At 71.2% G+C, this 14,842-nt stretch carries 10 protein-coding genes; 6 read left to right on the top strand and 4 right to left on the bottom strand.

Features of this window, described 5'->3' with window-relative positions:
- Positions 1 to 49: 49 nt before the first annotated feature.
- Entirely contained in the window at positions 50 to 1,744 is a 1,695-nt protein-coding gene (locus ACTMTB_RS16445; protein ID WP_441146512.1) for an IucA/IucC family protein, read from the top strand.
- Positions 1,741 to 2,904 carry a type III PLP-dependent enzyme gene (locus ACTMTB_RS16440; protein WP_441146510.1) on the top strand — a complete coding sequence of 388 codons (1,164 nt, stop codon included), beginning with the start codon at positions 1,741 to 1,743 and terminating at the stop codon, positions 2,902 to 2,904. The genes ACTMTB_RS16445 and ACTMTB_RS16440 overlap by 4 nt, the downstream gene beginning before the upstream one ends.
- 144 nt (positions 2,905 to 3,048) lie before the next feature.
- On the opposite strand, the gene ACTMTB_RS16435 is transcribed toward ACTMTB_RS16440, so the two are convergent.
- Positions 3,049 to 4,248: an SMI1/KNR4 family protein gene (locus tag ACTMTB_RS16435; RefSeq protein WP_441146509.1), complete on the bottom strand. Its 1,200-nt coding sequence runs from the start codon at positions 4,246 to 4,248 to the stop codon at positions 3,049 to 3,051.
- Between the two features lie 983 nt (positions 4,249 to 5,231).
- Here ACTMTB_RS16435 and ACTMTB_RS16430 point away from each other — a divergent pair.
- The gene (locus tag ACTMTB_RS16430) at positions 5,232 to 6,560 is read left to right on the top strand and encodes an RICIN domain-containing protein (protein WP_441146507.1); all 1,329 of its coding nucleotides are present in this window, start codon (positions 5,232 to 5,234) and stop codon (positions 6,558 to 6,560) included.
- 50 nt (positions 6,561 to 6,610) lie between these two features.
- Here the strand turns inward: ACTMTB_RS16430 and glpK (ACTMTB_RS16425) are convergent, their stop codons facing one another.
- Both glpK (ACTMTB_RS16425) and ACTMTB_RS16420 read right to left on the bottom strand, forming a co-directional pair.
- On the bottom strand, positions 6,611 to 8,134 hold the full coding sequence (glpK, locus tag ACTMTB_RS16425) for a glycerol kinase GlpK (RefSeq protein WP_441146505.1): 1,524 nt from the start codon (positions 8,132 to 8,134) through the stop codon (positions 6,611 to 6,613).
- A gap of 40 nt (positions 8,135 to 8,174) precedes the next feature.
- On the bottom strand, positions 8,175 to 8,942 hold the full coding sequence (locus tag ACTMTB_RS16420; protein WP_441146503.1) for an IclR family transcriptional regulator: 768 nt from the start codon (positions 8,940 to 8,942) through the stop codon (positions 8,175 to 8,177).
- Between the two features lie 193 nt (positions 8,943 to 9,135).
- Between ACTMTB_RS16420 and ACTMTB_RS16415 the strand changes: the two genes are divergently transcribed.
- The 3 genes from ACTMTB_RS16415 (at position 9,136) to ACTMTB_RS16405 (ending at position 13,338) form a co-directional block, all read left to right on the top strand.
- Complete coding sequence (locus tag ACTMTB_RS16415) at positions 9,136 to 9,969, top strand: MIP/aquaporin family protein (protein WP_441146501.1); 834 nt, start codon at positions 9,136 to 9,138, stop codon at positions 9,967 to 9,969.
- Between the two features lie 47 nt (positions 9,970 to 10,016).
- Positions 10,017 to 11,531, top strand: coding sequence for a glycerol kinase GlpK (glpK, locus tag ACTMTB_RS16410; protein WP_441146499.1), 1,515 nt, complete (start codon positions 10,017 to 10,019; stop codon positions 11,529 to 11,531).
- A gap of 82 nt (positions 11,532 to 11,613) precedes the next feature.
- Positions 11,614 to 13,338, top strand: a complete 1,725-nt coding sequence (locus ACTMTB_RS16405; protein WP_441146497.1) for an FAD-dependent oxidoreductase — start codon at positions 11,614 to 11,616, stop codon at positions 13,336 to 13,338.
- Positions 13,339 to 13,556: 218 nt separating this feature from the next.
- On the opposite strand, the gene ACTMTB_RS16400 is transcribed toward ACTMTB_RS16405, so the two are convergent.
- Positions 13,557 to 14,744 carry a hypothetical protein gene (locus ACTMTB_RS16400; protein WP_441146495.1) on the bottom strand — a complete coding sequence of 396 codons (1,188 nt, stop codon included), beginning with the start codon at positions 14,742 to 14,744 and terminating at the stop codon, positions 13,557 to 13,559.
- Between the last annotated feature and the right edge of the window lie 98 nt (positions 14,745 to 14,842).

The following is a 14,842-nucleotide window of genomic DNA, read 5'->3' as shown; positions in this document are numbered from 1 at the left end:
GACAACGGCCGGCATCCTGCTTTCCGAGGTCGCCTCTCCTGGAGCGGTCATGACGTCAACACCCACGATGGACGGCCCAGTGGTGCTGGCCGACGAGGCCGCCAGCCATACCCTGCTCGGCTGTCTCACCCGCGAAGTCGCCGGTCCCGAGGGGCAACTCGCGCTCACCGACGACGGGCAGATGATGGTCCACCTCCCGTGCCGGGGCGAGTTGCTCCGAGTCCGGGTCGCCCGTCGCTCGGTCGTCGGAGCTCACCGCTTCACGGGCCCGGTGCACCAGCTCACCGCCGAGGGCTGGCAGGCCATCGACACGCCGGCGCTGGCCGCCCTCGTCGCCGCCGAGCTCGAGCGGCGCACGGGAGTGCCCAACGAGGAGTTCATCACCCAGGTCACCATTAGCCGCGACGCTCTCGCCCGGGTACTACGCCAGCGGCCGGTCGACGACCCGCACCGCATCGCGGACCCGGCAATCGCCCGTTACGTCGCCTCGGAACAGGCCCTCGTGTACGGCCACCCGCGCCACCCCGCGCCGAAGTGGCGCACCGGCGACGAGGACGCCTGGGACACCTACGCCCCGGAACTCCGCGCCGCGTTCCCGATGCGCTGGCTCGGCGTGCCACGGGAACTCGTCGAGGAGGACAGCGCCGACGGCGCCGGCTTCGACGCGCACCTGCGGCTCACGCCACCCGAGCTGCCGCCCGGCCACCTCGCGCTGCCGGTTCACCCCTGGCAGTGGCGAATGCTGACCCGTGCCGAGATCGCCCCCCGAGTCGCCCGCGCACTGGCCGACCGCACCCTGGTCGACCTCGGCGAGGCCGGCCCACCCGTCGTGCCGACCGCGAGCGTCCGGACCCTGTACGCCCCGGACGCCGATGTCTTCGTCAAGACCAGCCTGCACGTACGGATCACCAACTGCCTGCGCAAGAACTCCCGCTATGAACTGTCCGGCGCGGTTCACCTGACCCGGCTGCTCGCACCGCTGGCTGCCCGGTGCGCCGCCGGCCTTCCGGACACGTTCGCGCTGCTGCCGGAACCGGCGTACCGCACCGTCGGTCTCGACACCGACACGGCCGAGGCGCTCGGCGTCATCGTGCGCACCGGCCTCCGCCGGCATCTTCAGCCCGGGCAGACGCCCCTGCTGGCCGGCGCGCTGGCCACCGCCGACCTGCGCACGGGCGTCGGCGCGGTGCTGGGTCAGGGCGACCCGGCCGGCTGGTGGCACGCCTACCTGACGCTGCTCGTACCGACCGTGCTGCGACTGTGGGCCGAGCACGGCGTCGTACTCGAACCTCATCTGCAGAACGTGCTCGTCGTCGTCGACGCCACCGGCCGGCCGGTCCGCGTCCTGCTGCGCGACCTCGAAGGCACCAAACTCGTCACCGACCGGCACGCGGCGACGCTCGCCACGCTGCCGCCACAGGTGGCCACCGCCGTCGGCTACGATCCGGAACGCGCCTGGCACCGGGTGGCGTACTGCCTGTTCGTCAACCACCTCACCGAGCTGGCCGGAGCCCTCGCCGACACCCGACCCGGCATCGAGCCGCTGCTGTGGGAGATCGCCCGAGACATCGTCGCCACCACCGCCGCCGACCTCGGCGCGCCACCGCCACTGGATGCTCTGCTGGCCGGCGTACCGCTACCGGCCAAGGCGAACCTGCTGCTGCGCTGGCAACGCCGCGCCGACCGACACTGCGGGTACCTTCCCTTCCCCAACCCGCTCGCCGCTCCACTGGAGCCCCGATGATCACCCCCACCGTGCGCGCCGCCGCCACCGCCGTCGACGGCCCCACGTACCTGTACGACCTGGCCCACCTCGACACCCACCTGGCATCCATCCGCGTCGCCCTGCCCAAGCGGGTCGAGCTGCTGTACGCGATGAAAGCCAACCCCGACGAAAGGCTGCTCGCCGTCATCGCCCAGCACACCACTGGCATCGAGGTCGCCAGCGGCGGCGAACTGGCCCACCTGACCAGCGCCCTGCCCGGCGTTCCGGTCGCGGCGTTCGGCGGCCCGGGCAAGACCGACACGGAGATCAGCGCCGCACTCGCCGCCGGTGTGCACCGCTTCCACGTCGAGAGCCCGCAGGAACTGCACCGCCTCGACGGACTCGCCCGGGCGGCCGGACGCGTCGCGGACGTACTGCTGCGGGTGAACCTGCCCATCACCGCCCGCGATGGCGCGGCCCTGGTCATGGGCGGAGCGCCGTCGCCGTTCGGCATGGACCCCACCGACGCCGACGACTGCGTCCGCCAGATGCACCACCTGCCCGGGCTGCAATTGCGTGGGGTACACGCGCATCTCGCCAGCGGGCTGACCGCCGCCGACGCGGCCGCCACCGCCAACGGGATCGTCGACTGGGCACTGCGCTTCGCCGCCCGAAACGACCCGACCGCCGCCGAGGTCAACGTCGGCGGCGGCATGGCCGTCGACTACACGGAGCCGGACACCCGATTCGACTGGTCGGCCTACGGCAGCGCGCTGCGCCCGCTCCTCGCCGCGCATCCCACGCTCACCCTGCGGATCGAGCCCGGCCGGGCAGTCGCCGCCTACTCCGGCTGGTACGCCACGCGCGTGCTCGACGTGAAACGCAGCCGGGGCGAGTGGTTCGCCGTCGTCGCCGGCGGCACCCACCACCTGCGTACTCCCGCTGCCAAGGGCCACGACCAGCCCTTCGTCGTTCTACCCATCGACGGCGCCAGCCCCGCCACCGACGGCGGCCCGGTCACCGTTGTCGGCCAACTGTGCACGCCCAAGGACGTCCTCGCCCGACGTGCCCCGGTCCGCCTCGCGATCGGCGATGTGGTCGTCTTCGCCATGGCCGGCGCCTACGCCTGGAACATCAGCCACCAGAACTTCCTCATGCACCAGCCGCCCGTGGTGCGATACCTCGACCCGGTCCGGTGAACCGTTGCCGAACGCGAGGCTGTGCGCCTGGCAGGATCGCTTGGGCCTGCTCGAAGGTCGCGTCGTCGATGAGCGCGCTATCCGAGCATCCATGTTGGGTCCGGGCCTCCTTCAGCCCTCGAATCCGCCGGCCATTACCGTTGATCACCTTTCGGGGTCGAGTTGGTGTTCGAGGATGGTCTGGGTGATCGGGGGGCGGTCCCAGAGGGCGAGGAGTTCGTTGGCGATGGCCACGATCGGGAGTGGGTGTCGGTTGCCGTGCGCCTCGATGGCCGCCGCAGACAGGCTGCGCGGGACGGCGCCGGCATCGAGGAGAACGTGCCACTCCTCGGGCCCGAGTTCCAAATACTCCAGCCCGCTCAGCTTGGCGATCTCGAAGGGGTCGGCGAGCGTGCCGGGGTAGGCGGTGAGCGTCCGCAGGCGGGGCAGCCCGGTGATGGGGCTGATGCTGAGCGGCTCACCGTCCCAGACGCCGATGCTCAGGACCTCCAGCCTGGGATGGGCGGCGGCCTGGACGCTTGTCAGGCTCCGGATGTTGACCCTGGCCACGGCCGGCGGCTGGTCCCCGCGGTGGCTGGCGTGCCCGTTGCTGCGCCGGTGCACCACCAGGTCGGTGAGGGAGTCGGCGAGCAGGCTGGCGCCGATGTTCTGCTCGTGGTCGAGCATGATGATCTGCCCCACGTGTCCGCGCGGGCCCGGTGTGAGGTCGACGGCGATCCGGTCGCCGCCGCCGTTGTCGCCGAAGGCGATCCAGCCGGGCGAGCCGACCACCCCCTGCACCGCGGCGTCGGGCGGGGTGACGACCGCCGCTGTTGCCGCGAACCGCCACGGGCACGGACGGGATGGCGCATCGGCGATGTACAGCTCGTCGAGCGGGAAGAGTTCGCAGCCGACCGCACGCGCGACGCGCTCCGCTGCCGCATAGTCGTCACCCCAGTCCTGCCACCGCCCCCGCGTCACCCGGTAGAGCGCCTTGAGCTCGTCGGGCAGCGCAACGCCGAGGCGCGCTTCCGCAGCAGCGATCTCCGCCTCGGTAGCGCCGGTGGCGCCGGGGATCCGCTCGCGGAGCGTCTGCTCCAGCAACGCGGGATCCACAGACAGGGCCGGCACCGCCCCGGGCACCAGATTGGGAGAGCGGCGCCAGGGCTCTGGGACGGCGCCCTCGACCAGGAGGAGCGAACCCGGGTACGGCCCGATGCCGGCCTCTACAGCCGGGCCGAAAGTGAGCAGGTAGAGCACGGTTCGCCCGGTCGCCGACATCTCCACCACGAACGAGATGCTGTCGAGACCAACGTCGGCCAGCGCGCCCTGCACCCGCTCCACCGCGTCGACCTCGTCCTGCATGTCCTCGACCTGGAAGGCTCGACCCGGCGGCGGGAACCGCGGCGGCAGTGGCAGACTCCACGCACGGTGGCCGATCTGTCCCGCCAGGTAGCCGCCGGGGACGGCGAGGCCCTGCGCGTTACCCGCCCGCAAAAGCCTCAGCAGCGGCTCCCAAGTAGCGAAATCATGGATTGAGGGCAACGATGGCCTCCAGCCGCTCAGGGATCGTGGTGAAGGTGAGTATCACGGAACCACCACCCCTTTGGGCGGCTCGCTGTGAGCCACGCGCACCGGCCCTGCACCGCCTGCTGGTCGGGGCGCCCGCGATGCCGGCATCATCATGGTGCTGTTTTCCCCCGGAGCCACCCTGCCCACGAAATAACGGTCGTGCTCCAGGCCGGGGTGCACCTGGCGCTGCTCGCGGCGTTCATCTTCCTCGCCGCGATTCGTTAGCGGCGGGCGTCCGGGGTCCGGCGGGTGCGGTCCTCCGCCGGACCCCGGACGCCCGCCGCTGGCCCTAAGCCGCTAGGACGGTGCCGGCCAGGACCAGGTACACCAAGCAAACGCCCAGCGTCGCCAGGAGCATCAGGGCCGCCTTCGCCCCGGTCGATTGATCACTCCATGTCCACTTAGCGAACCAGGCCGGGCCGTGACGCGCAGCTCGCCCGCGACGGTGCCGTCACCGGCCAGGGCCACGCCCCGGTGGTGGGGTTGTCGTACCACGACGTGCCAGTCAGTCGAAGACACCCCCGGTACCGACAGTCCTCAGAGGACAGCCGTGGCTACCTGACGATGCCCGTGGACCGGCGTGCCGCCTGGCAGGGCCGGGCGGTCGGCCCTCGGTCCCGCCTGGCGGTTCCGGGCACAGCGCGGCGATCCGGGCGGAGCCGACATCCGAGCTCCCTCTTCCGAGCGACCTCCTACATGGATATGCTCCGATACCCCGATGTCTCACGCTGCCCCACCGGGGCCGGGGGTGCGGTGGCTGGCCGGGTGGAGGGCGCATGCGCAGGGCACTGGCGGGTCTGCTGGTGGGAGTCGTCGGTGCCGTCGGGCTGAACGCGGTGCCCGGGGTGGCCTCGGTGGCGTCGGACGACCCGCACATCGCCGGGCCGTTGACGATCCAGAGCGTGCCGAACGGGCGCATGGTCGACGTCGACGGCGGCGAGATGCGGGACGGCCGGAAGATCCAGGAGTGGACGTACAACGGCTCCGGTGCCCAGCAGTGGCGCCTGCGCCGGGCCGGCAGCCATCACCAGATCGAAGCCGTCACCGACCCGGCGTTCTGCCTCGGCCGGGAGCACGACGGCGACCTGGCTCGGGTCGTCCTGCGCCGCTGCGCCGACGGGCTGACCGACTGGGCCTTCCAGGCGCTGGGCGGCGAGCGCTACCGGATCACGAACCCGGCCGGGGATCTGCACCTGCACGTGTGGAACGAGGTGCCGACGAACGGGCGGGAACTGGTGGTGAGCGTCAATGGTGAGACCGGCGCGCAGTGGTACCTCACCGACCTGGCGGTGCCGCGCCGCGCGATGCCCGCCGATCCCCGCTTGGACCAGCTGAGCTTCCTCGTGGCGCACAACGCGATGGCCAACAGCGACGAGGGGTTCTGGGGGCGCTTTCCGAACCAGTCGTACCGGCTGCGCGACCAGCTCTACCACGGCATCCGAGGGCTGCAACTGGACGTGCACGCCTACCGCGGCGACGTGCGGATGTGTCACGGGACGTGCTGGGGCAACGAGCGGACGCTGAGCGACGGACTGCGGGATGTGGTGGGCTTTCTCGACGGAAACCGGGACGCTGTGGTCACCGTCTTCCTCGAGGACTACACGAGCGTGGACGAGCTGCGCTCGGCCGTCGAGCGGGTGCCCGGCCTGCCGGGCCTGCTCTTTCATCCGGGCCGGTCCGGCGTCCGCGACCATGGTTGGCCGCGCATGTCCGACCTGGTGTCGAGCAACCGCCGGCTGCTCATCTTCTCCCAGCGTCCGGGGCGGGACGGCTTCGGCGTGATGTATGACCGGGACTGGACCGCCGAGAACTACTGGTCCCTGGAGGGTGGCGGCGCGCTGGACTGCTACAGCCGGTGGCACGAGGTCCCGCTGCCGAAGGAGGAACCGGGATTCCGGCGGTTGCACGTGATGAACCACTACCGCAACATCCCGACCGAGTGGGCGGCCACCGCCGACAACGGCGCGAAGCTGTCGGACCGGGTGCGGCACATCTGTGGCCCATCGGCGCGACGCAAGCCCAACTACGTCGCGGTGGACTTCTACCAGAAGCCTGAGGGTGGAGCGACCTGGGACCTGATCCGGGAGCTCAACACGTACTGGTGAGCAACGAGGCTCGGCGATCGGGCCCCAGGTGGAGATCTGCGCGGTGATGGTCATCCGTTGCCGGTTCGGGCCCCAGGCTTGATCCAGTCGAAGGTGCGCTCGACCGCGCGCTGCCAGTTGTCCCGCTCCTCGGCCCGGACGGCGTCGTCCATCTGGGGCACCCACCGGGAGGCGAGGTGCCAGTTGCTGCGCAGTCCCTCCAGGTCGGGCCAGTAGCCGACCGCCAGCCCGGCGGCGTACGCGGCGCCGAGGGAGACCGTCTCGGCGACCATCGGGCGCACCACCGGCACCGCGAGCACGTCGGCGACGAACTGCATCAGCAGGTTGTTGGCGGTCATCCCGCCGTCCACCCGCAGCGCCGTCAGCGCCAGGCCGGAGTCGGCGTTCATCGCGTCGACCACCTCGCGGGTCTGCCAGCCGGTGGCCTCCAGCACCGCGCGGGCCAGGTGCCCCTTGGTGATGTACGACGTGAGCCCGACGATCAGCCCGCGCGCCTCGCTGCGCCAGTGCGGCGCGAACAGCCCGGAGAAGGCCGGCACGATGTAGCAGCCCCCGTTGTCGTCCACGGTGCGGGCGAGGGTCTCGATCTCCGGCGCGGTGCTGATCAGCTCCAGCCGGTCGCGGAACCACTGCACCAGGGAGCCGGTGATCGCGATGGAGCCTTCGAGGGCGTAGACCGCCGGCTGGCCGCCGATCTGGTAGCCGACGGTGGTGAGCAGCCCGTGGCTGGAGTGCACCGGTTCCGTGCCGGTGTTGAGCAGCAGGAAGCTGCCCGTGCCGTAGGTGCACTTGGCGTCGCCCGGCGCGAAACAGGTCTGGCCGAACAGGGCGGCCTGCTGGTCGCCGAGCGCCGCCGCGATCCGCACGCCGGGCAGGACGGCGGTCGCGGTGCCGTACACCTCGGACGAGGAGCGGATCTCGGGCAGCATGGCGGCCGGGATGTCGAAGAAGGCCAGCAGGTCCGGGTGCCAAGCGAGCGTGCGCAGGTCCATCAGCATGGTCCGGCTGGCGTTGGTCACGTCGGTCAGGTGCAGACCGCCGTCGGGGCCGCCGGTGAGGTTCCAGATCAACCAGCTCTCCATCGTCCCGAAGAGCACCTCGCCGCGGTCGGCGCGCTCGTAGAGCCCGGGCGTGTGGTCGAGCAGCCAGCGCAGCTTCGGGCCGGAGAAGTACGTGGTCAGGGGCAGCCCGCAGCGCTGCCGGACGTCCTCGGCGCCGGGCGCCTGGGCCAGCTTCTCCACCAGCGCGTCGGTGCGGGTGTCCTGCCAGATGATCGCCGGCGCCACCGGGACGCCGGTGCGTCGGTCCCACACCACCGTGCTCTCCCGCTGGTTGGCGATGCCGATCGCGGCGATCTGGCCGGCGACGATGCCGGCCTCGGCGAGGGCCCTCGGCACCACCTTGCCGACGTTGCGCCAGATCTCCAGCGCGTCGTGTTCCACCCAGCCGGGCCGGGGGAAGTGCTGTTGGTGCTCCCGCTGCGCCACCGAGACGAGGTTGCCCCGGCGGTCGAACACGATGCAGCGGGTCGAGGTGGTGCCCTGGTCGATGGAGACGACGTAGCTGTCAGTCATTCCTCGTCCTCTCTGGCCTGGCGGGGAGCAGGTGGACGGATCACCAGCGTGCGGCGCCGAGATCCCGGGACACTGCGCGGGCGGCGTCGCGGACGTACGCGACGAGCGCCGGGCGGGGTTGGCCCTGCCCGTCGCAGACGCGGTCGACCGGGCCGGAGAGCCCGATCGCGCCCACGACGAGGCCGCCGTAGCCGCGGATGGGTGCGGCGATACCGGCCTCGCCGAGGGTCATCTCCTCGATCTCGGCGCCCCAGCCGTTTTCCCGGATCTTGGTCAGGGCCTGGCTGAGGGTCCGGGCGGTGACCACGGTGCGCCGGGTGTACGGCTCAGGTTCGCCCTGCATGACGGTGTTGGCGGCGCCGACGTCGTAGGCGAGCAGGACCTTGCCGAGCGCGGTGGCGTGCGGGGGGAGCAGGGACCCGACGTCGAGGGTCTGGAGGGTGTCGTCGGGTCGGAAGACGTGGTGGACCACCAGCACCTTGCCGTCCAGCAGGGTGCCGATGCGGACGGCCTCGCCGCTGCGCGCGGCCAGCGGGTCGGCCCAGTTGATCGAGCGTGAGCGCAGTTCGTTGACGTCGAGGTAGCTGGTGCCCAGGTGCAGTAGCGCCGCCCCGAGCTGGTACTTGCCGGAGGTCTTGTCCTGCTCCACGAAGCCGACGTCCTGCAGGGTGCGGACGATGCCGTGCGCGGTGCCTTTGGGCAGGTCGAGGGACCGGGCGATCTCCCCGATGCCGAGCCGGCCGGAGCTGCTGGCGAGCAGGCGGAGGATCGCCGCGGCCCGCGCGATGGACTGCACCTGACCCGGCATGGGCCGGAATGCTAACGGCATTTCGGCCGCCGCAACAGTGTTCGACATTGTCGACCGGGGTTCGTTGACCTGGTCTCGCGGGTTTCCTACGGTTCACCACACGGTGACGTCCGACGCCTCGGCGTAACCGACCGGCCCTCCGCTTCCCCCGAACGGAGAAAGCCGTCACCCCCCACCACCTCTGGAGGCACCCATGGCGCAACGGTTGAAAGTCCCCGGGCTCGTCGGCGAGTTGGCCGCCGAGTTCGCCGGCACCGCGATCCTCATCCTGTTCGGCGTGGGCGTGGTCGCCCAGGTGGCCGCAGCGGGGACCGGAGAGTTCGACAGCATCGCCTGGGCCTGGGGCCTCGGCGTCACGCTCGGCGTGTACGTGGCGGGCCGGATCAGCGGCGCGCACCTCAACCCCGCGGTCACCCTCGCCCTGGCGGTCTTCAAGGGCTTCTCCTGGCGCAAGGTGATGCCGTACGCGCTGGCCCAGACCGCCGGCGCGTTCGTCGCGGCCCTGATCATCCGCTGGAACTACAGCGAGGTGCTGTCCCGGTTCGACCCGGGCCTGACCAGCAAGAGCCAGGGCGTCTTCTCCACCCTGCCGGGCGCCGGTGTGACCGAGTGGGGCGCGCTGCGCGACCAGATCATCGGTACGGCCATCCTGCTGTTCCTCGTCCTGGCGGTCACCGACGCGCGTAACTCGCTGCCCGCCGGCAACCTCGCCCCGCTGATCGTCGGCCTGATCGTGGTGGCGATCGGCATGGCCTTCGCCGTCAACGCCGGCTACGCCATCAACCCCGCCCGCGACTTCGGCCCCCGCCTCGCCTCGTTCCTGACCGGTTACGAAACGGCCTTCCAGGACACCAGCGGATATCCGTACTTCTGGGTGCCCATCGTCGGTCCGCTCGTCGGTGGCGTCATCGGCGCCGGCCTCTACGAGCTGATCATCGGCCGCTTCCTGCCCAGCGAGGACGAGCTGGAGCCGGGCGCCCTGGCCACCGAGAAGGCCGCGGCCGAGGACGAGCTCGCCCGCGTCTGACATCGCCGACCTGAATCCTCACGACGAACACAGAAGGAGACACCCGAATGGCTGACTTCGTCGGCGCGGTCGACCAGGGCACCACCAGCACCCGATTCATGATCTTTGATCACGGCGGCAACGAGGTCGGCCGCCACCAGCTCGAGCACCAGCAGATCCTGCCGCAGGCCGGCTGGGTGGAGCACAACCCCCTCGAGATCTGGGAGCGGACCCAGACGGTCATCCAGACCGCGATGAACGAGCGCGGCCTGACCGCCTCCGACCTGGCCGCGCTCGGCATCACCAACCAGCGCGAGACCACGGTCGTGTGGAACCGCCGCACCGGGCGGCCCTACTACAACGCCATCGTCTGGCAGGACACCCGTACCGACCGGATCGCCTCGGCCCTGGAACGCGACGGCAAGGGCGACATCATCCGGCGCAAGGCCGGCCTTCCGCCGGCGACGTACTTCTCCGGCGGAAAGATCCAGTGGATCCTCGAGAACGTCGACGGGGTCCGGGAGGCCGCCGAACGCGGCGAGGCACTCTTCGGCAACACCGACACGTGGTTGCTGTGGAACCTCACCGGCGGCACGGAGGGCGGGGTGCACGTCACCGACCCCACCAACGCCAGCCGCACGATGCTGATGAACCTGGAGACGCTGGACTGGGACGACGAGCTGCTGTCGTTCTTCGACATCCCCAGGGCCATGCTGCCGCAGATCCGGCCGTCGTCCGACCCGCGCTCGTACGGCAGCACCGTGAACGGCCCGTTCAACGGCCCGGTCCCGCTCACCGGCGACCTGGGCGACCAGCAGGCCGCCACGGTCGGGCAGGTCTGCTTCGCCCCGGGCGAGGCGAAGAACACCTACGGCACGGGAAATTTCATGCTCCTCAACACCGGCACGGAGATCGTACGGTCGGAGGCGGGGCTGCTCACCACGGTGTGCTACCAGTTCGGTGACGACGCCCCGGTGTACGCGCTCGAAGGTTCGATCGCGGTCACCGGCTCGGCCGTGCAGTGGCTGCGCGACCAGCTCAAGATCATCAGTAACGCCGGGCAGAGCGAGATCCTGGCCCGCCAGGTGGCGGACAACGGCGGCGTGTACTTCGTGCCGGCGTTCTCCGGCCTGTTCGCCCCGTACTGGCGCTCCGACGCCCGCGGCGCGATCGTCGGCCTCTCCCGGTTCAACACCGACGCCCACATCGCCCGGGCCACCCTCGAGTCCATCTGTTACCAGAGCCGGGACGTCGCCGAGGCCATGGAGCAGGACTCCGGGGTGCACCTCGAGGTCCTCAAGGTCGACGGCGGCGTCACCGTCAACGACCTGTGCATGCAGCTGCAGGCGGACATCCTCGGCGTGCCGGTGAGCCGGCCGGTGGTCGCCGAGACCACCGCGCTCGGCGCCGCGTACGCCGCCGGCCTCGCCGTCGGCTTCTGGAAGAACACCGACGAGCTGCGCGAGAACTGGAACGAGAGCCACCGCTGGCAGCCCACCTGGTCGCCGGAGCAGCGCGAGACCGGCTACACCCGGTGGAAGAAGGCGGTCCAGCGCACCCTCGACTGGGTCGACGTCGACTGACCGCCGGCCCCACCCCTCAAGGATCCGGGCGGCCGGCGCCCGTCGCCGGCCGCCCCCACCCCTCCCAGGAGAGAGAAGACGGATGCACTCCGCGACACTGTCACCGGCCGCCCGTGAGCGGTCCCTGGCCGCCCTCAGCAGCGGTCAGGAACTGGACGTCCTGGTGATCGGCGGCGGCGTCACCGGCGCCGGCTGCGCTCTCGACGCCGTCACCCGCGGCCTGTCGGTCGGGCTCATCGAGGCCCGCGACTGGGCCAGCGGCACGTCGAGCCGGTCCAGCAAGCTCATCCACGGTGGCCTGCGCTACCTCGAGATGCTGGACTTCGGGCTGGTCCGCGAGGCCCTGCGCGAGCGGGGTCTGCTCCTGCAGCGGCTCGCGCCGCACCTGGTCCGCCCGGTGCCGTTCCTCTACCCGCTGCGCCACCGGGGCTGGGAACGCCTGTATGCCGGCGCCGGCGTGCTGCTCTACGACGCGATGAGCCTCTCCGGCACCCATGCGCGCGGCGTGCCGACCCACCGGCACCTGAGCCGCCGCGGGGCGCTGCGCGCCTGCCCGTCGCTGCGGCCGGAGGCGCTGGTCGGCGCCCTGCAGTACCACGACGCGCAGGTCGACGACGCCCGGCTGGTGACCTGCCTCGTCCGCACCGCCGCCGGGCACGGGGCGCACCCGCTGTCGCGGGCTCGCGTCGTGGGTCTGCTGCGCGAGGGCGCCCGGGTCACCGGCGCGCGGGTGCACGACCTGGAAACCGACCAGGTGTTCGAGGTGCGCGCCCGGCAGGTCATCAACGCCACCGGGGTGTGGACCGACGACACCCAGGCCCTCGTCGGCGAGCGGGGGCAGTTCCAGGTGCGCGCCTCCAAGGGCATCCACCTGGTGGTCCCACGCGACCGGATCCGGTCCAGCACCGGCCTGATCCTGCGTACCGAGTCCAGCGTCCTGTTCGTGATCCCGTGGGGCCGGCACTGGCTGATCGGCACCACCGACACCGACTGGGACCTGGACAAGGCGCATCCGGCGGCGACCAGCCGGGACATCGACTACCTGTTGGAGCACGTCAACGCGGTGCTGGCCACCCCGCTGACCCGCGATGACGTCGAGGGCGTGTACGCCGGCCTGCGCCCGCTGTTGTCCGGGGAGTCCGAGGCGACCGCCAAGCTGTCGCGGGAGCACACCGTGGTCAGCCCGGCGCCCGGGCTCGTGGTGGTGGCCGGCGGCAAGTACACGACGTACCGGGTGATGGCGCGCGACGCGGTCGACGAGGCGGTGCGCGGCTTCGGCGCTGCGGTACCCGCCTCCTGCACCGACCGGATGCCGCTGCTCGGCGCCGAGGGTTACGTCGCCCGGTGGAACCAGCGGCGCCGGCTGGCGCAGCAGTTCGGCATGCACACCGAGCGCGTGGAGCACCTGCTGCGGCGCTACGGCGCCGCCGTCGACGAGGTTCTGGCGCTGCTGCGGGAGGATCCCACGCTCGGTGAGCCGCTCGACGGCGCGGAGGACTACCTGCAGGTGGAGGTCGTCTACGCGGCGTCCGCCGAGGGGGCGCTGCACCTGGAGGACGTGCTCACCCGGCGCACCCACATCTCGATCGAGACCTTCGACCGTGGCCTGCTGGCCGCTCGGCCTGCGGCGACACTGATGGCTCCGGTCCTTGGCTGGGACGACGAGCGGGTCGACCGGGAGGTGGCGCACTACGTCGCGCGCGTCCGGGCCGAGCGGGCCGCGCACGAGCAGCCCGACGACGCGGGCGCCGACGCCGTCCGGCTGGGCACGCCCGACGTGGTGCCGGTGGCGGCCATGGCAGCCTGAGCGGGCTCCGGCGGGTCAGCGGGTCTTGCGTGGTGACCTCTTCGGCGGCCCCGAAGAGGTCACCAAGCACTTGAGCCTCTCCCGCCACGGTGACCGGCAGGACGCATGCCATCTGAGAGCCACACCAAACCGCGGTGGGCAGCCGATGAGAGAGCCATCCCGCCGGTCACCTCGACCACGCCTGGCACGGTCCGCGTCTGCTGGCGCAGGCACTCCGGTCAGGTGTTAGCCATCGGTGCCAGGGCGAACAAGGGCGGCACCGGATCGGCTGCCTGGATCGCGGCAACGACCTGTGCCAGTTGCTGGTAGTCGCCGCCGGCCGCCCTGATGAGGGTGTCCGCATCGGCGTGGTTGCCGAGGTAACACTCGGCGATGGCCCGCAGGAGAAACGCGACGCTGCACAGGTCCGGCGGGTCAACACCCGGCCGAATGTCGAGAAGCAGCGACCGCGCATCCTCCGGCCGCTGGTTGAGCAGATGAGCCAGGCTCATGGCGACACGCGCGGACAACATGTGCGGCTGCACGTGGAAGGCGAGCTGGGCCAGTTCCGAGATCTCCAACACCTCTTGGTGTTCGACCGGCGATCCGTTCACCACTGCGGCGTGCAGGTACCACAACCCGAACTGGACGGTGAGCACCTGCCCGATTGCGGCGGCGGCCATGGGATCGGTGCTGTCGGCGCGAGCCAGCGCCGCGAGCCGCTCGGCGTCGGCGATGAGGTCCCCCGCCGACTGCGCGTGTCCCGTGCTCCAGCGCCGTTGGAAGGCAGCGAGCGCGAGTCGCGGGTCGTTGCCGCCGCGAACCGGGTCTCCGAGACGACCGTCGTCAACCTCCCCTCGGGCAATCGCCCGCAACGTCCTGCTTACCTCCTCCTGGTAGTAGCCCGCCCGTAGCGCGGCGCGGGTGGCTGTTGGCGTCAAGAGCCAGCGAAGCAGGTTGCGGCCGTCACTGCGGGGCGATATCCCGGGAATGAGATTGACCACCCCGAGCAGCGCCGCACAAAGCGCTGCGCCGAGCAGTGCGACGCGTGTCAACGCCGTGCTCGTCAACGCCGTTGCGGTACCGAGCACCGTCGCAGTGCACAGGTTCGCCATCGGGCCACCGAGGTAGAACAGCACCATCCGCAGCGGCAACGCCGTCGCCGACGGCGCCGGCCGGACCGACACCTCGCTCCGCCACCCGGTAAAGGGTGCGATACGGACCGCGATGACCGGCAGCCGCAGCAGCTTCGCCACGACGAGGTGCCCGCACTCGTGCAGGACGACGTGCACCCACAACGACACGCAGGTGAAGCCAACGGCGGCGATCGCACCCGTCACGGACTCGGTGACGAACAGCGCGAACGCCACCGCCTCCAACACCAAGAGGATGGACGCGGCGACCAGCCGTCGGCGGGGGGAGATCACCGGGAGATGGTACGGCCGGACAAGTAGCGGCCCAGGTACTTACCGTACGTACGTCGCACACCGCGACGCCGATCCACGTTCGCGATGCCCGCCCGGCT

Source organism: Micromonospora sp. L32, from assembly GCF_052068055.1.
GTDB lineage: Bacteria > Actinomycetota > Actinomycetes > Mycobacteriales > Micromonosporaceae > Micromonospora > Micromonospora purpureochromogenes.
Note: the sequence above shows the minus strand (reverse complement) of the source record. Positions and strands in the feature narration are given on the sequence as shown.